We start from the raw sequence: 23,027 nt of genomic DNA, 5'->3' as shown, positions 1-23,027 counted from the left end.
TGTCGGTCTGGACCGTCACCCTAGACTTCTTCGACGGACAAGACCCCATCCAGTGATTTGATGGCACCCTTGATCTGGGGATTGATCGGGAATTCCTGCCCCAGGTCCATCTCGACCTCGCCCGGCAAGCCTGGATCCAGCAGGCACAAATGGATCGGCCCTTTCGAGGCGTTTTTGGCCGCCCCCGCAGCATCCGCGAGAACGCTGGCGACCGTCGACAACGCCTGTGATTGGTCCAAAAAGATACGAAGCCCGGTCGCGCCGGCCTCGGCCACGACTGAATCCGCCGGCCCGACCGAGCGCGCCAGCAGCTTCAGTTGGTCAGCCTCCATCGTGGCTTCGGCCGTCAGCACGACCTGCGCGCCCGTTTCCAGGTATTCGCGTGATTTCTCGAGGGTTTCCGAGAACAGCGTCACCTCGTACGCCCCGGTCGGGTCGGACAGCTGGGCAAAGGCGAAACGGTTGCCCTTGGCCGATTTCCGCTCCTGTCGCCCGGCGACCACACCGGCCATCTTGGCGATCAACGGACCCGAGCGTGCCTTTTCGGTAACCTCGTCCAGCGTCATCACCTGCTTGCGTTTCAGGGCCGGCATGTAGTCGTCCAACGGGTGGCCGGACAGGTAGAAGCCGATCGCCTTGAATTCTTCGCTCAGCCGTTCGGCGGGCAGCCAGTCGGGCGATTTCGACAGGCGCGGTTCGGGCAGATCGTCGCCCGCCTCGCCGAACAGCGACACCTGGTTCGAGTTCTTCTGTTCGTGGATCGCGGCGGAATACTGCACCAGCTGTTCCAGGCTTTCGAAGACCCGGCGGCGGTTCTTGTCCAGCTCGTCAAAGGCCCCCGCACGGGCCAGCATCTCCAGCGGCCGTTTGCCGACCTTTTTCAGATCGACCCGGCGGGCAAAGTCAAAGAGGTTGACGAACGGCTTGTCGCCCCTGCCCTGCACCACGAGGTTCATCGCCTCGACGCCCACGTTCTTGAGCGCGCCCAGCGCATAGACCAGTTTGCCATCCACCACATCAAACGTCGCCTGCGACCGGTTTATGCAAGGCGGCACATAGGGCAGTTCCAACCCCTTGCGGACCTCTTCGAAATAGATCGCCAGCTTGTCGGTCAGATGGATATCGCAGTTCATGACACCGGCCATGAATTCGACCGGGTGGTTCGCCTTCAGCCAGCCGGTCTGATAGCTGACCACCGCATAGGCCGCCGCGTGAGATTTGTTGAAGCCGTAGTTGGCGAATTTCTCCAGCAGGTCGAACACCTCGGACGCCTTCTTGGCATCTACCCCGTTCGCGGCTGCCCCGGCCTCGAATTTGGGGCGTTCGGCGTCCATCGCCTCTTTGATCTTCTTGCCCATCGCGCGGCGCAGCAGGTCGGCGCCGCCGAGGCTGTAGCCCGCCATGACCTGAGCGATCTGCATCACCTGCTCCTGGTAGACGATGATGCCTTGCGTTTCTTCCAGAATGTGGTCAATCAGCGGGTGGACCGAAGTGATCTTGCGCTGGCCATTCTTGACCTCGCAATAGGTCGGGATGTTCTCCATCGGGCCGGGGCGGTAGAGCGCGACAAGCGCCACGATGTCCTCGATGCAGGTGGGTTTCATGCGCTTGAGCGCATCCATCATGCCCGAGCTTTCAACCTGGAACACCGCCACGGTCTTGGCCGCGGAATAAAGCTTGTAAGTGGCCGGGTCATCCAGCGGGATGGCGTTGATCTGGTTCTCGGCCCCCTCGGCCGGCTCATAAAGTTGCCGACCGTCGGCCGCCACGTGCAATGGCCGCCCGGACTTGAAGATCAGGTCAATAGCGTTCTGGATGACCGTCAGAGTTTTGAGGCCCAGAAAGTCGAATTTCACCAGACCGGCCTGTTCGACCCATTTCATGTTGAACTGGGTGGCAGGCATGTCCGAGCGGGGGTCCTGATAGAGCGGCACCAGCTCGTCCAGCGGCCGGTCGCCGATCACCACGCCGGCGGCGTGGGTCGAAGCGTTGCGCAGCAGCCCCTCGACCTGCTGGCCGTAAGTCAGAAGGCGATCGACCACCTCTTCGTTGCGGGCTTCTTCGCGCAGACGCGGTTCGTCTTTCAGGGCCTTCTCGATCGACACCGGCTTGACGCCTTCGACCGGGATCATCTTGGACAGGCGATCCACCTGGCCGTAGGGCATCTGCAGCACCCGCCCGATGTCGCGCACCGCTGCCTTGGACAGGAGCGCGCCGAAGGTGATGATCTGGCCAACCTTGTCGCGGCCGTATTTCTGCTGAACATACCGGATCACCTCTTCGCGGCGGTCCATGCAGAAGTCGATGTCAAAGTCGGGCATCGACACCCGTTCGGGGTTCAGGAAGCGTTCGAACAGCAGGCTGTAACGCAGCGGGTCTAGGTCGGTAATCGTCAGCGCATAGGCCACCAGCGAGCCCGCGCCCGAGCCCCGACCCGGACCGACGGGGATGTCATGATCCTTGGCCCATTTGATGAAATCCGCAACGATCAGGAAGTAACCGGGGAACCCCATGCCCTCGATGATGTCCAATTCGAAATCCAGACGCTTCTGGTATTCCTCGGGTGGGACAGCGTGCGGGATCACCGCCAGTCGGGCCTGCAGACCCTCGTTGGCCTGGCGGCGTAGCTCCTCGACCTCGTCATCGGCGAATTTCGGCAGGATCGGATCCCGTTTGTAGGCCATGAAGGCGCAACGTTTGGCAATCTCGACCGTGTTTTCGATCGCTTCGGGCAGATCGGCAAAGAGCGTGGCCATTTCCTGCGGCGATTTGAAGTAATGCTGCGCGGTCAGGCGGCGGCGGCCCTCCTGTTGGTCGACATAGGCGCCCTCGGCGATGCAGATCAGGGCGTCATGGGCCTCGTACATGTCCGAAGTCGGGAAATAGACGTCATTGGTGGCCACCAGAGGCAGGTTCTTGGCATAGGCCATTTCCACATGGCCGCGCTCGGTCAGGCGCTCGGCCTCGGGCTGACCATCCTCGCCGGGATGACGTTGCAGTTCGATATAAAGCCGATCGGGGAACATCGCGGCCAACCGATCGACCAGCAACTCGGCCGCCGGACGCTGGCCCTGCTGCAACAGGCGGCCCACGGGCCCATCCGGTCCGCCGGTCAAGCAGATCAGCCCATCGGCATGCGCAGTCAACTCCTCAAGCGTGACCTGCGGCAACTGCCCGCCCTTGTCCACATACAGGCACGAGCTGAGCTTCATCAGATGCTCGTACCCCGTCTCAGACTGTGCCAGCAGTACAATCGGCGCGGGGGGCTTGGGTTTTTCCCCCGGTTGCGCCTGAACATACGCCAGATCAACCTGGCAGCCCATGATCGGCTGCACACCCGCACCGCTTGCGGTGACCGAGAATTCCAGCGCCGCGAACATGTTGTTGGTGTCCGTCACCGCAACGGCGGGCATGTCCATCTGCTCGCACAGCGTTGGCAGTTTCTTCAGGCGCACCGCCCCCTCAAGAAGGGAATATTCGGTGTGAACTCGGAGGTGGATGAATCGAGGAGTACTGCTCATACGAGGCAGGCTATCGCACTCGCGACCCGGGAAAAAGACGGAACAGTTAAGGGTGATTGCTGAAAAAATAGCCGCGCATTATTCGGAGATTCCAGAAGGTGCTTCAGCCGACGCCGCCGGCGTTACACCAAAATCTCTTTCAATTCAGATGCCTAGATAATAATGACGTGGTGCATATCAAGGCATGGGATCGGAAATGGTACATTCGGCAGGCAGTTTTTCTTGCCAGCGCGCACAGGCTGTTTCTAACATCTTCAGGCAAGCTACAAGCCCGCTTCTGTCTCTACGTCGCATCGAGACATGAGCACCCATGGGCGCAACCGGGTAAGGCGACGGGTTTCAAGAATGAATATCACGTTTCTTCTGAACGGAGAGACAGTGGAGCTGGCGGATGTCGATCCGACGGCCACATTGCTGGATTGGCTGCGCGAGGATCGCGGCCTGACCGGCACCAAGGAAGGCTGCAACGAGGGCGATTGCGGGGCCTGCACGGTCATGGTTACGGATGAGGCCGGTGCCAAGGCGCAGAATTCCTGCATTCTTTTTCTGCCTCAACTGCACGGCAAGGCTGTGCGCACGGTCGAGGGGGCGAGCGGGCCCGACGGCGAGCCCCATCCCGTCCAGCAGGCGATGGTGGATCTTCATGGCTCGCAATGTGGATTCTGCACACCCGGTTTCGTGATGTCGATGGTGGCGAGCCATGCAAATGGCGCGACCGATCACGACACGCAACTGGCCGGCAACCTGTGCCGCTGCACCGGCTATGCGCCGATCATCCGCGCGGCAAAGGCCGTCGAAGACCAGCCGGTGCCGGTCTGGGTCAAGGACAAGCCGGTTGCGGCCAAGCCGGCCTCGCCCCTTCTGCCGAAGTCATCCGACGAACTGGCCAAAGTCTTTGCCGCCCATCCCGGTGCAACTTTGATCGCGGGTGCCACCGATGTCGGCCTCTGGGTCACCAAGCAACTGCGGAACCTGGACCCGGTGATCTTTCTGGGCGGCTGCGACGATCTGAAGGGGATCTCGATCACCGAAGACGAGGTGCACATCGGCGCGATGGTGGACATGAACCGCATGGGCGCGGCGATGGCCGATCTGCATCCGTCCTATGCCGAGATGATCCGGCGCTATGCCAGCGTGCAGGTGCGCCACGCGGCTACGGTGGGCGGCAATATCGCGAACGGCTCGCCCATCGGGGACAACCCGCCCGCGCTGATCGCGCTGGGGGCCACCCTGCACCTGCGCAAGGGCGACGAGAGGCGGTCGATCCCTATCGAAGATTTCTTCATTGACTATGGAAAGCAGGATCGCGCGCCCGGCGAGTTCGTGGAAGCGGTCAGCTTTCTGCGTCAACCCGACCGGCTGAAATGCAACAAGCTGAGCAAACGGTTCGATCAGGATATCTCGGCCGTATGCGGCTGTTTCAACATAATCGTTTCGGACGGCGTCGTCTCGCAAGCCCGGATCGCCTTTGGCGGAATGGCCGGTGTGCCGAAACGCGCGACTCGGGTTGAGGCCGCGCTGACCGGTCGCCCGTGGACGGCGGAAACCGTTCAAAGTGCTTTGCCGGCCTTTGCCGAGGACTATTCCCCGATGAGCGACATGCGTGCCTCGGCCCGCTACCGGCTGGAGACCGCAAAGGCGATGCTCGAACGCTATTTCCTAGAAGATCAGGGCGAGCTGACCAATGTGCTGGAGGTGTCGGCATGAGCGTGACCAAGCCGCTGCCCCATGACGCCGCACCCCTGCATGTGTCGGGAACCGCCCGCTATGTTGACGACATTCCGACCCCCAAGGACACGTTGCATCTGGCGTTCGGCCTAAGCCCGATCGCCAAGGGCCGGATCATGGCGATGGACCTGTCAGATGTCCGCGCGGCCCCAGGGGTCGTGATGGTGATGACCGCTGAGGACCTGCCCTTTGCCAATGACGTCTCGCCCTCGATCCATGACGAACCGCTGCTGTCCGACGGCACCGTTCATTACGTGGGCCAGCCCGTGTTTCTGGTTGTCGCCACCAGCCATCTGGCGGCGCGCAAGGCCGCGCGGTTGGGCAAGGTCGACTATGCCGAGGAAACGCCGATCCTGACGATCGAAGAGGCTCTGGCCGCAGACAGCCGGTTCGAGGACGGCCCCCGCATCTATGCCAAGGGTGATGCGGATGCCGCCATCGCGCAGGCGTCGCATGTGATCGAAGGCACGTTCGAGATCGGCGGGCAGGAGCATTTCTACCTGGAAGGTCAGGCGGCGCTGGCAGTGCCGAACGAAGGCAGCGACATGCTGGTGCATTCTTCGACCCAGCACCCGACCGAGATTCAACACAAGGTGGCTGAAGCTTTGGGCGTTCCCATGCACGCGGTGCGGGTCGAAACCCGGCGGATGGGCGGCGGGTTCGGCGGCAAGGAAAGCCAGGGCAACGCGCTGGCCGTGGCCTGCGCAGTTGCGGCACGGGCAACCGGTCGAGCCTGCAAAATGCGCTATGATCGGGACGATGACATGGTCATCACCGGCAAGCGCCACGCCTTCCGCATCAGCTACAAGGCCGGCTTTGACGAAAACGGCCACATTCAGGGTGTTTCCTTCCTGCACTACGCCATCTGCGGTTGGGCGCAGGACCTGTCGCTGCCGGTCGCCGACCGCGCGATGCTGCATTCCGACAACGCCTACCTTCTGCCCAACGCGCGGATCGAGAGCCATCGGCTGAAGACCAACACACAGTCCGCAACCGCCTATCGCGGCTTTGGCGGGCCGCAAGGCATGGTGGGGATCGAGCGGGTGATGGATCACGCCGCGCATGTGCTGGGTCTAGACCCGGTCGAGCTGCGGCGGCGGAACTACTATGAACCTGCACATGCAGGCGTTGAAGAACCGGTGCGGGAAAAGCCGCTGGGCCATCCGAATCCGCATGAGGATCTAACCAGCCGCGGCGCGGTCGAAACCGGCCGCTCGGTGGTGCGCCCTGTCCCCGCGGGCGGCAACACCACCCCCTACGGTATGGAAGTCGCCGATTTCGAGCTGCATCCCATGACCGAAGCCTTGCTGGAGTCCTGCGATTACGCAGCCCGCAAGGCGGCGATCGAGAAGTGGAATGCCCAGAACCGCGTGATCAAGAAGGGCATCGCCTTTTCACCGGTCAAGTTCGGGATTTCCTTCACGCTCACCCATCTGAACCAGGCCGGGGCGCTGGTGCATGTCTACCAGGACGGCTCGGTCCATCTGAACCATGGCGGCACCGAGATGGGCCAGGGCCTGTTTCAGAAAGTGGCACAGGTGGCGGCCGCGCGGTTCGGCATTCCGCTGGAGATGGTGAAGATCACCGCGACCGATACCGCCAAAGTGCCGAACACCTCGGCCACGGCGGCCTCGTCCGGCAGCGATCTGAACGGGATGGCGGTCAAGGCCGCATGCGACACGATCCGCGACCGGATGGCCGCCTATCTGGCCGAGCGGCATCAGACCGATCCAACGGCGGTCGTCTTTGCCGATGGCCGGGTCAGCGTGGGCGAGGAAAGCTATAGCTTTGCCGAGGCGGCAGCGCTGGCCTATCAGGGGCGCGTCAGCCTGTCGGCAACCGGGTTCTACAAGACCCCCAAGATCGAGTGGGACCGGATCGCCGGACGCGGGCGCCCGTTCTTCTACTTCGCCTATGGAGCTTCGGTGACCGAAGTCGCCGTGGACACTCTGACCGGCGAGAACCGCATCCTTCGGACCGATATCCTGCATGATGCGGGTGCTTCGCTGAACCCTGCGCTGGATATCGGGCAGGTCGAGGGCGGCTATGTGCAAGGTGCGGGCTGGCTGACGACCGAGGAACTGGTCTGGGACGACAAAGGCCGGCTGCGCACCCATGCGCCATCGACCTACAAGATCCCCGCCTGTTCGGACCGACCGGGTGTGTTCAACGTTGCGCTTTGGGATGGTCAGAACCGCGAAGACACCATCTATCGCTCAAAAGCAGTGGGCGAGCCGCCTTTCATGCTGGGCATCTCGGCCTGGCTGGCGTTGTCGAACGCGGTTGCGGCCTGCGGCGACGGGTATCCTGCGATCAATGCCCCGGCCACCGCCGAAGAGGTCTGGACCGCCATTCAACGCATGCGTGGAGGTACCTGATGGGATTTGACCGGGAGACTTTGAGGGAGGCGGTCAAGACGCATGGCAAGGTGACCCGCGTGGTCATTGCCGCAATCCGAGGCTCGTCCCCGCGCGAGGTCGGCGCTGCGATGATGGTCTGGAAGGGCGGGCAATCCGGCACGATCGGGGGCGGCACGCTGGAGTATCAGGCGGCTGAGGCCGCCCGGGTTCAGCAAAGCCCAACCCGCCTGTCCCGCCATGCGCTGGGTCCCGACCTCGGGCAATGCTGCGGCGGTGCCGTAACGCTGCTGAGCGAGGTCTATGACCTGAAATCCGTCGAGGCCCTGGACGATACCGTCATCGCACGCCCGACTGCCGGTGGTGACATGCCATTGTCGGTCAAGCGGCTGCTGGCAACCGCACGCGCACAGGGTATCGCGCCTGAACCGCAATTGCTTGACGGCTGGATGATCGAACCGGTGCACACACCGACCCGCCAATTGTGGATCTGGGGGGCCGGTCATGTCGGACGGGCGCTGGTGGATGTGCTGTCGCCTCTCCCCGATCTTGCCATCACTTGGGTAGACACCGCCGCCGACCGGTTTCCAGCTGGCATCCCAGCAGGTGTAACCGTGGTTCCGGCAGCGAACCCGGCCGACCTCGTGCGCCACGCACCGGTTCAAGCCGAGCACTTGGTGCTGACTTATTCACACAATCTGGATCTGGAACTGTGCAACCGGCTATTGACGCACGGTTTTCACTTTGCCGGGCTGATCGGCTCGGCTACGAAATGGGCGCGATTCCGCTCGCGCCTGGCTGCGCTGGGTCACTCACCGGCTCAGATCGCCCGGATCACCTGCCCGATCGGTGACCCATCGTTGGGCAAGCACCCGCAGATGATCGCAGTTGGTGTGGCAGCGCAAATCCTGCGCCCCGCCCGACAGAACGACTTGAAGAAGGACCAGAGCGCGTGACCACTCCACTACTGAGCTTGCAGGGGTTGACCAAGGCCTATCCCGGCGTCGTGGCCAACGACCAAGTGTCCTTTGACATCGGTGAGGGCGAAGTTCACGCCCTGCTGGGCGAAAACGGCGCAGGAAAATCCACGCTGGTGAAGATGATCTACGGGTTGGTCAAGCCGGACAGCGGCACGATGCTGTTGCGCGGCCAACCCTATGCGCCGGCCGAGCCGCGCGCGGCCCGTGCCGACGGCATTGCCATGGTGTTCCAACATTTTTCGCTGTTTGACGCGCTGAACGTGGCCGAAAACATCGCCTTGGGCATGGAAAGCCCGCCGCCGATGGGTGATCTGGCTTCGCGCATTCGCGAGGTCTCGGAGACCTATGGCCTGCCACTGGATCCGTATCGTCGGGTTGGTGACCTGTCCGCCGGTGAACGCCAGCGGGTCGAGATCATCCGCTGCCTGCTGCAGGACCCCAAGCTGCTGATCATGGACGAACCCACCTCGGTTCTTACCCCGCAAGAGGTAGATATCCTGTTCGAAACACTGAAAAAGCTGCGGTCGGAGGGAACCTCGATCCTGTACATCTCGCACAAGCTGGAGGAAATCCGCACGCTGTGCGACCACGCCACCATTCTGCGGCTGGGCAAGAATGTGGGTGAATGCACACCCAGCGAAACATCCGCCCGCGACATGGCCGAAATGATGGTGGGATCAGCCCTTCAGACCCCTGAACGGTCTGGGCGCGAGTTCGGACCCGTCGCGCTGGATGTTACCGGGCTTTCGGTTCCGTCCCCTTCCGAATTCGGGACCGCGCTGAAGAACGTGCACCTGACCGTCCGCAAGGGCGAAGTCCTTGGCATCGGCGGCGTGGCCGGCAACGGTCAGGACGAACTGCTGGGCGTTCTGTCCGGTGAAATCCTGACGGACGCGGATGCGATCCGCTTCAACGGCCAGCCGATCGGCAAACTGGGCCCGACGGCCCGGCGCAGACTGGGTGTGCTGACGGCCCCAGAAGAGCGGTTGGGACATGCCGCGGCGCCGGACATGAGCCTGACGGAAAACGCTCTGCTGACCGGTTCGGTGCGCGAGTCTCTGGAGAAGAACGGTTTTTTGAAATGGGCCGACACCCGCGTGTTTGCGGAAAAGATCATTCAGGCATTCGACGTGCGGACCCCGGGGCCGGAAAACGCCGCGCGGTCGCTGTCGGGCGGCAACCTGCAGAAATTCGTCATCGGCCGGGAAGTCCTGCAAAACCCCGAAGTGCTGGTCGTGAACCAGCCGACCTGGGGCGTCGACGCCGCCGCAGCCGCTGCGATCCGTCAGGCCATTCTGGACCTTGCGGCCAAGGGAACGGCGGTGGTCTGCATCAGCCAGGATCTGGATGAACTGATGGAGATCTCCGACAGTTTCGCCGCCCTGAACGAAGGGCGCCTCAGCGCTCCGCGACCCACAACTGGCCTGACAGTCGAAGAGATCGGTCTGATGATGGGCGGCGCGCATGGGATGGAGGTGGCCCATGTGTAACCTACGGTGCCGCCTCTGGCGCAAGAATCCAAAAAAGACGAAGACTTTGGGGGGATGAGCAAATGATAGTGTTGGAGAAACGGCCACAGCCGTCCAAGGCGTGGTCTTATGCCACCCCTCTGGTCGCAGTGCTGGCGACCATGGTCTTCGGCGGGTTGCTGTTTGCAATTCTGGGCAAGAACCCGGTCGAAGCCATCGGAACCATCTTCTGGGAACCCCTGTTCGGCGAGTTCTCATTCTACTACCGACCGCAACTTCTGGTGAAGGGCGCACCGTTGGTTCTGATCGCCATCGGTCTGTCGCTGGGCTTCCGCGCCGGTATCTGGAATATCGGTGCCGAGGGCCAGTACATCATGGGCGCTATCTTCGGCGCCGCGGCCGGCCTTGCCTTCTACCCTCTGGACGCGTGGTACGTCTTTCCAATCATGGTGATCGCCGGCGCGTTCGGCGGCTGGATCTGGGCGATGATCCCTGCCCTGCTCAAGGTTCGGTTTGGAACCAACGAGATTCTCGTTTCCCTGATGTTGGTTTACGTGGCCGAGCAGTTTCTGGCCTCGATGTCGCTGGGTCTGCTGAAAAACCCTGAGGGGTTCGGGTTTCCCGGCTCGCGCAACCTGCAGTCCTATGAAAGTGCCCACAATGCCGAACTGTTTGCCGGAACCGGCATGCACTGGGGCGTCGTCGCGGCCTTTATCGCGGTGATCTTTGCCTATGTCCTGCTGAACCGGCACATGCTGGGGTTTCACATCCGCCTTACAGGCGAAGCTCCGCGCGCGGCACGATTTGCCGGCGTGAATCCCCCGCGGCTGATACTGTTTTGCCTGGGGCTGTCGGGCGCGTTGGCCGGTCTTGCCGGTATGTTCGAGGTCTCGGGCCCGTCCGGCGTGGTCAGCATCGACTTCAACGTGGGTTACGGCTTTACCGCGATCATCGTGGCGTTTCTGGGCCGTCTGCACCCGGTGGGCATCCTGCTGGCCGGCGGCCTGATGGCGCTGACCTATATCGGTGGCGAAATCGCACAATCGCAGCTGGGGCTGCCTGCTGCGGCCATCCAGGTGTTCCAGGGAATGCTTCTGTTCTTCCTGCTGGCCTTCGATCTTTTGACCAACTACCGCATCCGTGCGGCCCGTAGCGAGGTGGCGTGACCATGGACCTTGGAGAAATCAATCCCGTTCTTTTGCTGGCCTCGTTGATGGTTGCCGCAACCCCGCTTCTGCTCGCGGCGATCGGAGAGCTTGTCGTCGAAAAGGCCGGCGTTCTGAACCTCGGCGTCGAAGGCATGATGATCGTGGGCGCAATCAGCGGATTTGCGATCTCGGTCGAAACAGGCTCGCCATGGTTGGGTTTTGTCGCGGCGGCCGTTGGCGGTGCGCTGTTGTCGCTGCTGTTCGTTCTGCTGACCCAGTTCGCGTTGGCGAACCAAGTGGCCAGCGGTCTTGCGCTGACGCTGTTTGGCTTGGGCTTCAGTGCTCTTCTGGGCCAAAGCTATGTGGGCATCAAACCGCCCAGCATGGGGGACATCCATATCCCGCTGCTCAGCGATATTCCGGTCATCGGTCCGATCCTGTTCCAACATGATCCGATCCTCTATGTCGGGATCGCGTTGACGGCAGCGGTATGGGCCACTCTGAAATACACCCGCGTCGGGCTTATCCTTCGTGCGGTGGGTGAGAACCATGATGCAGCGCATGCCCTCGGCTACAAGGTCATCAAGATCCGCATTATGGCGATACTCTTCGGCGGGGCCTGTGCGGGGCTTGGCGGTGCATATATCAGCCTGATCCGGGTCCCTCAGTGGACCGAAGGCATGACCGCCGGAGTCGGCTGGATTGCTCTGGCTCTGGTGGTGTTTGCCAGCTGGAAACCGTGGCGTGCCTTGCTGGGTGCCTATTTGTTTGGCGGAATCACGGTCTTGCAGCTTAATCTGCAGGCAGCGGGCGTTGCCATACCTGTCGAGTATCTGGCAATGTCGCCCTACATCATCACGATCCTTGTGCTTGTGATCCTTTCGGCCGACAAGAGCAGCGCACCTGCCTCACTGGGCCGGACCTTCCACGCCTCGCACTAGGGGCCAACTGTACCAACTTGGGGAGTAACTAAATGAAATTCACTTCACTTCTGGCAAGCGCCGCCATGGCACTTGGCCTTGCCACGGGCGCCGTGGCCGAGGACAAGACAAAGGTCGGTTTCGTCTATGTCGGCCCGGTGGGCGATGGCGGCTGGACCTATGAACACGACAAGGGCCGTCAGGCCGTCGAAAAGCACTTTGGCGACAAGGTCGAAACCGTGTACGTGGAATCGGTGCCCGAAGGCCCGGATGCCGAGCGCGTCATGACCCAGATGGCGCTGGAAGGCGCTGACCTGATCTTCACCACCTCGTTCGGCTACATGGACCCGACCATCAACGTGGCCAAGAAATTCCCGGACGTGAAATTTGAACACGCCACGGGCTACAAGACCGCCGACAACGTGTCGGTCTACTCGGCGCGTTTCTATGAGGGTCGCGCTGTCCAAGGTCATATCGCCGGAAAGATGACCAAGTCGAACATCATCGGCTACATCGGTTCGTACCCGATCCCCGAAGTGATCCGCGGCATCAACTCGGCCTTCATCCACGCCAAGAAGGTGAACCCGGATGTCGAGTTCAAGATCGTCTGGGCCTACACCTGGTTCGATCCGGCGAAAGAGGCCGATGCGGCGAAGGTTCTGATCGAACAGGGCGCAGACGTGATCCTGCAGCACACGGACTCGACCGCACCGCAGGCGGCCGCACAAGAAGCCGGCAACGTGATCACTTTCGGCCAGGCCTCGGACATGAGCGAATATGCTCCGATGCCGCGCGTCAGCTCGATCATCGACAACTGGGCGCCTTACTACATCGCACGCACCCAGGCCGTGATGGACGGCACCTGGGAGTCGGTGAACACCTGGGACGGCATCAAGGAAGGCATGGTTGAAATCGGCGAGATTTCCGACGCCGTTCCGGCCGACGTCAAAGAAGAGGCGCTGGCCCTGAAAGCCGCGATTGCAGATGGCAGCTATCACCCGTTCACCGGGCCGCTGAACAAGCAAGACGGCAGCGCCTGGCTGGCCGAGGGTGAAGTGGCCGATGATGGCACTCTGGCCGGCATGAACTTCTATGTCGAAGGGCTGGAAGGCGACATCCCGCAATAAGCGGGACATGTACTGTCAACAAACCCAAAGCCCGCCGGAAACGGCGGGCTTTTTCAGTTCCCGGAACGGTTGCCGAAACTGCGCGCTGCCAACACGATCCGGGATGTGGCGGTCAGGAAACACAAGCTGCCGAATATCCACGCCAAAGCGGCAAACGCGTCTGGCACCAGACACAAAAGAACAAGGAAACCGATCGTTTCGGCCCCCTCCAGCAAACCACCGGAAAAATACAGGGCCTTCTGCCCTCTGGCGTCGGTCTTCAATCCGTGCCGGTCGGCCAGCAGCGAAAAGCCCAGGAAACTGGTGCCGTTGAAATAGAAGGACAGCAGAAGGAAAGCACCGGCCACGCCATTGGAGGCCGGGTCAGCCAGAATAAATGCGAAGGGGATGGCGCCGTAGAACAGAAAGTCGCAGGTGATATCCAGATAGCCGCCGAAATCGGTGCCGCCCCGGGCACGCGCAACAGCACCGTCCAGCCCATCCGCGAGGCGCGACAGCAGCAAAGGCACCAGCGCCCAGTACGTCGCGCCGGCCACGATCAGGCCCGCTGCGACCAAACCAAGAGCCAGCCCTATCAGCGTCACCTGGTTCGCCGTAAAGCCCAACCGCGCGAGAAAACGGCCCTGAGCGTTCAGGGCCGGGTCGATAATCGGGCGGATTTGCGCATCAAACATGTGCGGCAGTTAACCGGGGACCGGCACCATTTCCAGACACAATAGCGCGAGAACACTCACGTTCCCGCCATCAGTGGCCGCTTAGAACCAGCGTGTTCACAGGCATCAGGATCAGACGCAGTCGCAAGCCTGCCGCATGAACCACACCGATCGTGTCCACGACATGCAGGAATGCCCTTTCCCAGAAACCCAGATCTTCGTGTTCAAGCCTGTCGTGATTGTCGGTGTAGACATTGGCAAGACAGTTGCTGCCCGGGGGAACCTTGTCTGCCAGCCCTTCGTAAAGCGGCTCGAGGTACACGAGGATTGATCCGGGGGTTGTGTTCTGTTGAACGTCGCGCAATTCGTCGGTGGGCCGGATCTGTCCCGAAGGGATCACATCCTGCACTTGGACCACAACGACCGGAATCACCGTGAATGGCCGTGTCATACAGCCCAGCTCTCCGATCATTCCCGGTTTGATCACCTGCGCAGACATCTGGTTGAAAGCCGCCTGAAACCGGTCGCGGCCGGAATCCGTCGGAACCAGAATCCCCGCCGGGCGCATCAGCGGGCTGACAAAATCGCCGACCCGTAGCCCGAACTGTTCGACACGGCCCGTCACACCTGCGCTGATTGTCGTCTTGTCCAATTCGGCCAGTGCGGCATCCAGCTGCGCCTCGGCGCTGGCCAACTGGGCAGGGATCAGTTCTTCGATCTTCTGAACAACGGCCGCCTTTTGGGATTGCGCGGCCAGAACCTTTGCCTCGCGCTCGGCGACAAGGTTCTCCAGTCGCTCGATCTCGGTCAGGCGGACTGCGCTGGATCCCTGATCGCGCAGAGTGGTGTTGCGCTCCAAATCCTCGAGCGCCTGCGCCAGCGCCGCCTGCGCGCCTGCAATACCGGCTTCGGCCTCGGCCAGATCCGTTTGCGTAACCTTCAGCGAGGCCTGTATCTGAGCAATCTGGGCATGTGCGGCTTCGACCTGCGCGCGCTGGGTGAAATCCTCGATACGAAAGATCGGCTGGCCCGCGGTGACCATCTGGTTGTTGGTGACATATACCTCGGACACCCGCCCACCCAGTTGCGGAAGAATCGTCACGGTCCGGAAATAGGACGCCGCCGTTTTGCTTGCTGGATGGAAGTAGAACAGCGTGGTAATCACCGTCAGCGCAAGGATTGCGCAGGCGGTCAGCCCCCAGCGCAGTTCGTACCACATGGTGAACAGCGTGATTTCGTGACCAATCCGTTTTCCCTGAACGAAGCGTCGGAACAGAAAGTCGGGCAGAACAGTGACCAGTGCGCAAAGAAATGTTTCGATCATGCGTCAGTGCTCCTGCGGAGCGGTGGGCTCAGGGTCCGGCTCGGCGGGCGGAGGAGACGCCCCGGGTGCCAGCGACCGAATTGCATCTGCAATCGCGCGCAGGGGCGCAGCAAAGTCAGGAAACTGAAAACCTGCAACCAGGATGGCGGCAACCCAGAATAAGCCATTGTGCGTAAACAGGGCCAACAACGCCAGGATGCCAACCAACTGAAACTGCGGGTGGTTGTTCTCATGGGCCATCTTCTCGGGGATCGAATGCAACGTAAAATACGCGACACCGATCAGCAGGATCAGACCAACTGTGAAGATCACCATGAAATTGAAGAGAAAATCGCTGCCATCCGCCTGGGTCACATATGACGGAATGTGCCCTGTGGCCATTGGGTGTAGGTCTGCGGTGGTCACCCTGCCCTCCTGCGTTTTTGGTTGTGAATGTTTGGAAGGGTTGATGCTCAAATTCAACCCTGATTAAAACTTGGGACGACAATTGATCAAAGTCCCCCGTTCGCCGGGCTCATTTCAGGCACTCTCATGACACTCAGGCTTTCCAATCCCGACGGCACTGACATTGGCCGTTTCACTTTTGGCACGATGCAGTTCGGGGGCCGCGCCGATGCCGAACAAAGCCGGGCCATGTTCGACGCCTGTCGCGCGGCCGGCATCACGCATTTCGATACAGCTTATGTCTATACCGACGGTGCGTCGGAAACGTTGCTGGGCCAGATGATCGCGTCTCAGCGCGAGCAGCTGACGATCGCCACCAAAGCGGGCTACACAGGCGGCGCCGGCGCGGCCAACATCCGTGCGCAGTTCGACGTTTCGCGCAAACGTCTGGGTCAGGACATGGTCGACCTGCTGTACCTGCACCGGTTCGACCCGGATACCGATCTTGCCGAAACGATGGAGTGCTTTGCCCAGCTCAAAGACGCGGGCAAGATCCGCTATGTCGGCCTGTCTAATTTTGCCGCCTGGCAAGTGATGAAAGCCGTGCGCGTCGCCGCAGATTTCGGCCTGACCATCGACGCGCTGCAACCGATGTACAACCTGGTCAAGCGACAGGCCGAGGTCGAGATCCTGCCTATGTGTGCGGATCAAGGTATATCGGTTTTTGCCTACTCGCCGCTGGGTGGCGGGTTGCTGACCGGGAAGTACTCCCATGGCGGTGCAGCCGGCCGGCTGTCCGAAGATGACCGATATGCCAGCCGCTATGGGGCTGAATGGATGGCCGAAACAGCTGCCGAACTGACCCGCTTGGGACATCAGGCTGGCGTGGATCCGGCGACGCTTGCCGTCGCTTGGGTTGCCGCCAGCCCGTTTGCGCCGTCGCCGATCATATCGGCCAGATCTGCCGAACAGCTGGCGCCGTCGCTGGCTGCGCTGACGCTCGACCTTCCGGCTAAGCTCTATGCCCGAATCACGGCGCTCAGCCAGACACCGCCACCGGCGACGGACCGGTTGGAGGAGGTCCAGTGATTGATTTTCTGATCATCGGCGGAGGTATTGCCGGCCTAAGCGCCGGTGCGCGTCTGTCCGAGCATGGGACGGTAACCGTACTCGAGGCCGAGGACGCGCTGGGCTATCACGCCTCGGGGCGATCGGCGGCATTGTTCGAAGAAGGTTATGGCCCGCCTTCGGTCGTGACTCTGAACAAGGCCAGCGCCGAGTTCTTTTTTTCGAACGACTATCTGACCCCGCGCGGGCTGATGCTGCTGGCCAAAATTGATCAGGCCGACCAGTTCCGCAAAGACCTGAGCGAGCTGGGAATGGCCGAAATCTCGGTCGCCGATGCGTTGGTGCGTGTTCCGGTCCTGAACCCGGAAACCGTCGCATACGCAGCGCTGAGTGAGGGCGCTTACGACATCGACACCGACCGTATACTACAGGATTTCGCCCGCACCATTCGCGCCAATGCGGGATCGGTCCTGATCCGCCAAAAAGTGGCGCGGATCCGCAAGGACGGCCATTGGCTGGTGGAAGCGGCCGAGGCCTTTCAGGCGCGCACCATCGTCAATGCCGCTGGTGCGTGGGCGGACGAGGTCGCAAGGATGGCCGGGATCGCACCGATCGGAATCACGCCGCGCCGCCGTTCCATGGCCCGACTGCCAGCACCTGGGGGCCATGATGTGAAAAATTGGCCGATGATGCTGGGCGCGGGTGAAACCTGGTACGCCAAACCGGATGCCGGCAAGCTGTTGGTGTCACCGTCCGAGGCCGACCCGGTCGAACCGCATGACGCCTATGCCGACGATATGGTGCTGGCCGAGGGCCTGGCCCGGTACGAAGAAATGGTGACCAGCCCGGTCACCCGTGTCGAGACCAATTGGGCCGGGCTGCGCAGCTTTGCCCCGGATGGCACGCTTGTTCTGGGTCCCGACCCGTCAGATGAAAGTTTTGTCTGGTCTGCCGGTCAGGGAGGGTACGGGTTTCAAACCGCACCGGTGGCGTCGCGATTGGTCGCGGATCTTGCGTTAGGCCGCGCGCCCGAGTTGGATGCCGCGATGGTCTCCGCGCTATCCGTGTCCCGGTTACGCTGATGGGCGGGCGGAAACTGCCTCCGACGGCAAGCGTCGCCTCTCAGGGTGACGGCGCGAAGATGATCGCTCCTGCGGCCAGCCGCAATACAGACGCCTTGTGCGCGGTGCTAGCCGAGATGCCCTTCGCAACTGGAAACGCATTGGAACTAGCCAGCGGCACGGGTCAACACGTCGCCGCATTTGCCCGTATCTTTCCTGACCTGACTTGGCAGCCAAGCGAGATCGATCCCGCCCGCCGGGCCAGCATCGACGCCTATGCGGAGGACCTGCCAAACATCCTTCCCGCCGTCGATTTGGACGCAACCCTGCCCGGATGGCACCAAAACTTTGGCAACCAGAACCTTATCATTCTGATCAACCTGCTGCATCTGATCAGCTGGAAAGAAGCCCGGAATGTTCTGTCCGAGGCCGCATTGGCCCTTTGCCCCGGGGGGCGGTTCGTTCTCTACGGACCGTTCATGCGCCAGGGCAAGCTAATCAGCGACGGCGACCGACGCTTTCATGCCGACCTGACCCGGCAAGACCCCGAGATCGGCTACAAGGACGACAGCCAGATCAGCAACTACTTGGAAAGCACAGGGCTGCGGGTTGTCGGAGTGGTTCCAATGCCTGCGAACAATCTGGCTTTTGTCGCAGAAAAGCCCTCGATCTGATCAAGATCAAAGCCGCTCTGACGCCGCTGATACATATGCAAGATGCAATATGTACATGAGGCACAAGACATGACCTGGTCAGACAGACTTGCTGAAACGCGCAGCGGATTGCGCAACCTGAACGGAGCCATACCAGATACCGCCCGCGCTTTCGGTACGCTCGGGAAATCGGTCAAGGAAGGCGGAACACTGGATTTCAAGACCAAGGAGTTCATCGCCTTGGGCATGTCCATAGCAGTACGGTGCGAAACCTGCATTTCGCTGCACACCGAAACACTGGTCAAAGCGGGCGCTTCGCGTGAAGAATTCTCGGACGTTCTGGCCATGGCGATCCAGATGGGTGGCGGTCCGTCGATGATGTACGCAGCCAAGGCGCTGGAGTGCTTCGACGAGCTCAGCGCGTAGCCAAAAAAAGGCCCCGGAGTTGTCCGGGGCCTCTGTCCGATCAACCGTCCTTGCGGATGGTCTCGTTCTTGGGGTCATAGGGGCTGTCGCACGTCACGACCGCATCCCACAGGTGGTCCAGCATTTTGACCTTCAGTTTGGTTCCTTCCACGGCCAGTGCGGGCTTTACATAGCCCATGCCGATGGATTTCTCGAAAGCCACCGAATACCCGCCCGAGGTCAGACGCCCCACGCGCTCACCTTCGGGCGTATAGAGCGCCTCGCGGCCCCACGGATCGGCATCCTCAGGCCCGTCAATCAGCAACGTGCAGCATTTCACGCGCACACCGGTTTCGATCAGCTTGTCCTTGCCGTGGAACTCCTTGTCCAAATCGACGAAACGCGGCAGGTCGGCCTCGAGCGGGGTGGCGTCGCGGCCCAGTTCGGTGCCGAAGGCGCGATAGGATTTCTCCTGCCGCAGCCAGTTTTGCGCGCGGGCGCCGACCAGCTTCATGCCGTGCTTCTCGCCGACCTGTTCCAGCAGGTCGAACAAGTAGTTCTGCATCTCGATCGGGTGATGCAGTTCCCAGCCCAGCTCGCCGGTATAGGCCACGCGGATCGCGTTGACCGGGCACATGCCCAGTTCGATCTGACGTGCCGACAGCCACGGGAAGCGCTTGTTCGAAAGGGCGGTTTCCGGCTCGGCGTCCTTGATGACCTCTTTCAGCACATCGCGCGATTTCGGCCCGGCGATGGCAAAGACGCCCCACTGGGTGGTCACGTCTTGGATCTCGATGTGGCCGAACTCGTCCATCTTGTCCTCGGCCGCCTTGCGCAGGAAGTCGGCGTCATACTCGGTCCAGGCACCGGCCGAGACGAGGTAATACTCGTTCTCTTTCAGGCGAACGATGGTGTACTCGGTACGCGTGGTGCCATGCGCCGTAAGCGCATAGGTCAGATTGATGCGACCGACCTTGGGCAGCTTGTTGCAGGTGAACCAATCCAGAAACTGGGTGGCGCCGGGGCCCTTGACGACATGCTTGGTGAAGGCTGACGCGTCGATCAGACCGACACCGTTGCGGATCGCCTTGGCTTCTTCGACGGCATACTGCCACCATCCACCACGGCGGAAGCTGCGGCTTTCCCTGTCGAAGTTGTCAGGGGCATCGACCGGGCCAAAATAGTTGGGGCGTTCCCATCCGTTGACCCACCCAAACTGCGCGCCGCGGGCTTTCTGACGATCATAGGCCGGAACGGTGCGCAGCGGACGGCAGGCCTCGCGCTCTTCATCCGGGTGATGCAGAATGTAGACGTGCTCGTAGCATTCCTCGTTCTTGCGCGCGGCGAATTCGGTGGTCATCCAGTTGGACGAATAGCGTTTGGGGTCCAGCGAGGCCATGTCGATCTCGGCTTCGCCGTCGACCATCATCTGCGCCAGATAATAGCCGGTGCCGCCGGCGGCGGTGATGCCAAAGCTGAACCCTTCGGCCAGCCACATATTGCGCAGGCCCGGCGCCGGGCCGACCAGCGGGTTGCCATCAGGCGTATAGCAGATGGGACCGTTGAAATCGTCCTTGAGGCCGGACTCGGCACAGGACGGGACACGCTCGGCCATGGCCATGTACTGATCGGCGATCCGGTCCAGATCCAGAGGGAACAGGTCAGCGCGGAAACTGTCGGGCACACCGTATTCGAAACGTGCCGGGGCACCGTGCTCGTAGATGCCAAGGATCCAGCCGCCGCGCTCCTCGCGTGCGTAGGATTCGTTGTCGGCGTCACGCACGACCGGGTGTTCCTGATTGCCGGCTTCACGCCATTTCACCAGTTCCGGGTCCTTGTCCATGACAATGAAGGTATGCTCGACCGGGATCGCCGGCATCTTGATCCCAAGCAGCTTGGCGGTACGCTGGGCATGGTTTCCCGAAGCGGTCACCACGTGCTCGGCGGTGATGACCACCTGCTCGTCGCTGGGGACAAGGTTGCCACCCTTTTCGACCATCTTGGTGCAGGTGACTTCCCAGTGGGTTCCGTTCCAATGGAAGGCATCGGCCTGCATCTTGCGCACGATCTCGACACCGCGCTGGCGGGCGCCCTTTGCCATCGCCTGGGTCACGTCGGCCGGATTGATGTAACCGTCCTCGGTATGGTAAAGCGCGCCCTTCAGATCCGAGGTTTCGATCAGCGGCCAGCGCTCCTTGATCTGCTCGGGCGTCAACCATTCATATTTGACGTCGCAGGTCTCGGCAGTCGAGGCATAGAGCATGAACTCATCCATGCGGTCCTGCGTCTGCGCCATGCGCAGGTTTCCAACCACCGCGAACCCCGCGTTCAGGCCGGTTTCCTCTTCCAGCGTCTTGTAGAAATCCACCGAGTATTTGTGGATATGGGTCGTCGCATAGGACATGTTGAAAAGCGGAAGCAGACCCGCAGCGTGCCAGGTCGAGCCCGAGGTCAACTCGTCCCTCTCGATCAGCATGACATCCTCCCAGCCCGCCTTGGCCAGGTGATAGGCTATCGAGGTCCCGACGGCGCCGCCGCCAACGACCAGTGCTTTGACTTGGGTTTTCATACGCCCGCTCTCCGGATTGAGTCTGTTTGGCAAGGTTTATGCCGAACGGGACCAATCAGCGCCAAGTCCATCCGACGCAAAACGGTGCAAAACCGACCTGCCGTACACGTTGGGACGCGAATCCGCGAACAGGCACGCACCAAGAGCCGATAGTTGCGCGCGCTTTCCCGGCCTGGTCAGACGATCTTGCCGGGGTTCATGATGTTGTCAGGATCCAGCGCGGCCTTGATCGCCGCCATGTACCGGGTCGCATCCCCAAGTTCCCGTACCAGATACGGTTTCTTGCCCTGCCCGATTCCATGCTCACCTGTGCAGGTCCCGTCCATCGAGATCGCCAGATCATTGAGCCATCCGACAAACTGACTGGCCCGCGCCACTTCGTCGGCATCGTCCATGTCGATCAGCACCAGCGTGTGGAAGTTTCCGTCACCGACATGACCGACGACCGGGGCCAGCAGGTCCAACTCGGCTGCCTTGTCCTGAGCCATGGTGACGCATTCGGCCAAGCGCGAGATCGGGACGCAGACATCCGTCGAGATTCCTCGCGCTCCGGGCCGAAGCTGGAGGGACGCCCAATACATGTCGTGCCGCGCCTGCCAGAGCTTGGACCTTTCTTCGGTGCTGGCCGTAGCGACAAAGCCCGTGCCGCCAAAATCCTCGGAGATTTCGCCAAAGGTTTCGGCCTGTTCCGCTGCGCCGGCCTCCGAGCCGTGAAACTCAAGCAGAAGCAACGGCGTTTCCGGCAGCTTCAGCCCGGAATACGCGTTGGCCGCCTTGACCGACATCGCGTCCAGCAGTTCGATCCGGGCAACCGGAACGCCGAATTGAATGGTCGTCATCACGGCCTGACAGGCCGCATCAACCGTCGGGAAAGAACACCGGGCCGAGGTAATCGCCTCGGGGATGCCGTGCAGTTTCAGAGTCAGTTCCGTGATGATGCCCAGCGTGCCCTCGGCACCGATAAGCAAGCGGGTTAAGTCGTAGCCGGCCGAGGATTTTTTGGCCCGGTGACCGGTACGGATGATTTTGCCATCGGGCATAACCGCCTCGAGGCTCAGGACATTGTCCTTCATCGTTCCATAGCGAACCGCATTGGTACCCGACGCTCGGGTCGCCGCCATCCCGCCCAATGAGGCATTGGCTCCGGGATCAATCGGAAAGAACAGCCCCTTGTCGCGCAGATGGGTGTTCAAGTCCTCGCGGGTGACCCCGGGCTGCACGACGCAATCCAGATCACCTTCGTTCACGGCCAAGACCCGGTTCATCTGGCCAAGATCGATGCAAACGCCGCCGGCCGGCGCGTTCACGTGGCCTTCCAGCGACGTTCCGGTGCCGAAAGGGATCACGGGAACCTTGTGCGCTGCACAGGTCTTGACGATGTCCGAGACCTCTTCGGTCGAATTGGGAAAGACCACCGCGTCCGGGCTTTGGTTTTCAATCCAGGTCGTGGTGTGCCCGTGCTGCTCGCGGACCGAGGCGCCGGTCTGCAACCGGTCCCCGAACCGCTGTTTCAGAATGCTGATGGCGGTGTCGATCCCCGCCGCATTGCGGAACAATGCTGTCGCTTCAACCATGGCAACCCTCCCTTGGCGCAGTGGCGCAGGCCCAGACAATGACTAGAAGGCCCACGCCACAGGAGCAATACCCATACGCTCCGACG

General features: G+C 61.6%; 17 protein-coding genes. 11 read left to right on the top strand and 6 right to left on the bottom strand.

What is annotated here, in order from left to right:
* Positions 1-20 precede the first annotated feature (20 nt).
* The gene (dnaE, locus tag ACR3EL_RS03830; protein ID WP_170337480.1) at positions 21-3,521 is read right to left on the bottom strand and encodes a DNA polymerase III subunit alpha; all 3,501 of its coding nucleotides are present in this window, start codon (positions 3,519-3,521) and stop codon (positions 21-23) included.
* 345 nt (positions 3,522-3,866) lie between these two features.
* On the opposite strand from dnaE, the gene xdhA reads away from it, so the two are divergent.
* The 7 genes from xdhA to ACR3EL_RS03795 all read left to right on the top strand — a co-directional run bounded on the left by xdhA (position 3,867) and on the right by ACR3EL_RS03795 (position 13,250).
* On the top strand, positions 3,867-5,228 hold the full coding sequence (xdhA, locus tag ACR3EL_RS03825; protein WP_480720500.1) for a xanthine dehydrogenase small subunit: 1,362 nt from the start codon (positions 3,867-3,869) through the stop codon (positions 5,226-5,228).
* On the top strand, positions 5,225-7,627 hold the full coding sequence (gene xdhB / locus ACR3EL_RS03820) for a xanthine dehydrogenase molybdopterin binding subunit (protein ID WP_480720498.1): 2,403 nt from the start codon (positions 5,225-5,227) through the stop codon (positions 7,625-7,627). The genes xdhA and xdhB overlap by 4 nt, the downstream gene beginning before the upstream one ends.
* Positions 7,627-8,562 carry a xanthine dehydrogenase accessory protein XdhC gene (gene xdhC / locus ACR3EL_RS03815; RefSeq protein ID WP_170368857.1) on the top strand — a complete coding sequence of 312 codons (936 nt, stop codon included), beginning with the start codon at positions 7,627-7,629 and terminating at the stop codon, positions 8,560-8,562. The genes xdhB and xdhC overlap by 1 nt, the downstream gene beginning before the upstream one ends.
* Positions 8,559-10,076 carry an ABC transporter ATP-binding protein gene (locus ACR3EL_RS03810; RefSeq protein ID WP_170337476.1) on the top strand — a complete coding sequence of 506 codons (1,518 nt, stop codon included), beginning with the start codon at positions 8,559-8,561 and terminating at the stop codon, positions 10,074-10,076. The genes xdhC and ACR3EL_RS03810 overlap by 4 nt, the downstream gene beginning before the upstream one ends.
* 62 nt (positions 10,077-10,138) lie before the next feature.
* Positions 10,139-11,221 (top strand): ABC transporter permease, encoded by a 1,083-nt coding sequence (locus ACR3EL_RS03805; RefSeq protein ID WP_170337792.1) that lies wholly within the window; start codon positions 10,139-10,141, stop codon positions 11,219-11,221.
* Between the two features lie 2 nt (positions 11,222-11,223).
* On the top strand, positions 11,224-12,144 hold the full coding sequence (locus tag ACR3EL_RS03800) for an ABC transporter permease (RefSeq protein ID WP_170337474.1): 921 nt from the start codon (positions 11,224-11,226) through the stop codon (positions 12,142-12,144).
* A 32-nt stretch (positions 12,145-12,176) separates the two neighbouring features.
* Positions 12,177-13,250, top strand: coding sequence for a BMP family ABC transporter substrate-binding protein (locus ACR3EL_RS03795; protein ID WP_170337473.1), 1,074 nt, complete (start codon positions 12,177-12,179; stop codon positions 13,248-13,250).
* Positions 13,251-13,303: 53 nt separating this feature from the next.
* Here ACR3EL_RS03795 and ACR3EL_RS03790 read toward each other — a convergent pair whose 3' ends face one another.
* The 3 genes from ACR3EL_RS03790 to ACR3EL_RS03780 form a co-directional block, all read right to left on the bottom strand.
* On the bottom strand, positions 13,304-13,924 hold the full coding sequence (locus ACR3EL_RS03790) for a CDP-alcohol phosphatidyltransferase family protein (protein WP_170358096.1): 621 nt from the start codon (positions 13,922-13,924) through the stop codon (positions 13,304-13,306).
* Positions 13,925-13,994: 70 nt separating this feature from the next.
* Positions 13,995-15,227 (bottom strand): HlyD family secretion protein, encoded by a 1,233-nt coding sequence (locus tag ACR3EL_RS03785; protein ID WP_480720493.1) that lies wholly within the window; start codon positions 15,225-15,227, stop codon positions 13,995-13,997.
* A 3-nt stretch (positions 15,228-15,230) separates the two neighbouring features.
* Entirely contained in the window at positions 15,231-15,608 is a 378-nt protein-coding gene (locus ACR3EL_RS03780; protein ID WP_170368933.1) for a hypothetical protein, read from the bottom strand.
* A gap of 150 nt (positions 15,609-15,758) precedes the next feature.
* On the opposite strand from ACR3EL_RS03780, the gene ACR3EL_RS03775 reads away from it, so the two are divergent.
* From ACR3EL_RS03775 to ACR3EL_RS03760, 4 genes are all read left to right on the top strand, one after another.
* Positions 15,759-16,700: an aldo/keto reductase gene (locus ACR3EL_RS03775; RefSeq protein ID WP_480720490.1), complete on the top strand. Its 942-nt coding sequence runs from the start codon at positions 15,759-15,761 to the stop codon at positions 16,698-16,700.
* The gene (locus ACR3EL_RS03770) at positions 16,697-17,761 is read left to right on the top strand and encodes an NAD(P)/FAD-dependent oxidoreductase (protein WP_170337469.1); all 1,065 of its coding nucleotides are present in this window, start codon (positions 16,697-16,699) and stop codon (positions 17,759-17,761) included. The genes ACR3EL_RS03775 and ACR3EL_RS03770 overlap by 4 nt, the downstream gene beginning before the upstream one ends.
* Positions 17,761-18,414 carry a DUF938 domain-containing protein gene (locus tag ACR3EL_RS03765; protein WP_170337468.1) on the top strand — a complete coding sequence of 218 codons (654 nt, stop codon included), beginning with the start codon at positions 17,761-17,763 and terminating at the stop codon, positions 18,412-18,414. Before ACR3EL_RS03770 ends, ACR3EL_RS03765 begins: the two co-directional genes overlap by 1 nt.
* Before the next feature lie 69 nt (positions 18,415-18,483).
* Complete coding sequence (locus tag ACR3EL_RS03760; RefSeq protein WP_170337467.1) at positions 18,484-18,819, top strand: carboxymuconolactone decarboxylase family protein; 336 nt, start codon at positions 18,484-18,486, stop codon at positions 18,817-18,819.
* Between the two features lie 40 nt (positions 18,820-18,859).
* On the opposite strand, the gene ACR3EL_RS03755 is transcribed toward ACR3EL_RS03760, so the two are convergent.
* Both ACR3EL_RS03755 and ACR3EL_RS03750 read right to left on the bottom strand, forming a co-directional pair.
* A complete protein-coding gene (locus tag ACR3EL_RS03755) occupies positions 18,860-21,367 on the bottom strand; it encodes a GcvT family protein (RefSeq protein WP_480720487.1) in 2,508 nt (835 codons plus the stop codon).
* Between the two features lie 176 nt (positions 21,368-21,543).
* On the bottom strand, positions 21,544-22,941 hold the full coding sequence (locus ACR3EL_RS03750) for an FAD-binding oxidoreductase (protein WP_170337465.1): 1,398 nt from the start codon (positions 22,939-22,941) through the stop codon (positions 21,544-21,546).
* Positions 22,942-23,027: the final 86 nt, after the last annotated feature.

This window comes from Ruegeria sp. BJ3, from assembly GCF_056535665.1.
Note: the sequence above shows the minus strand (reverse complement) of the source record. Positions and strands in the feature narration are given on the sequence as shown.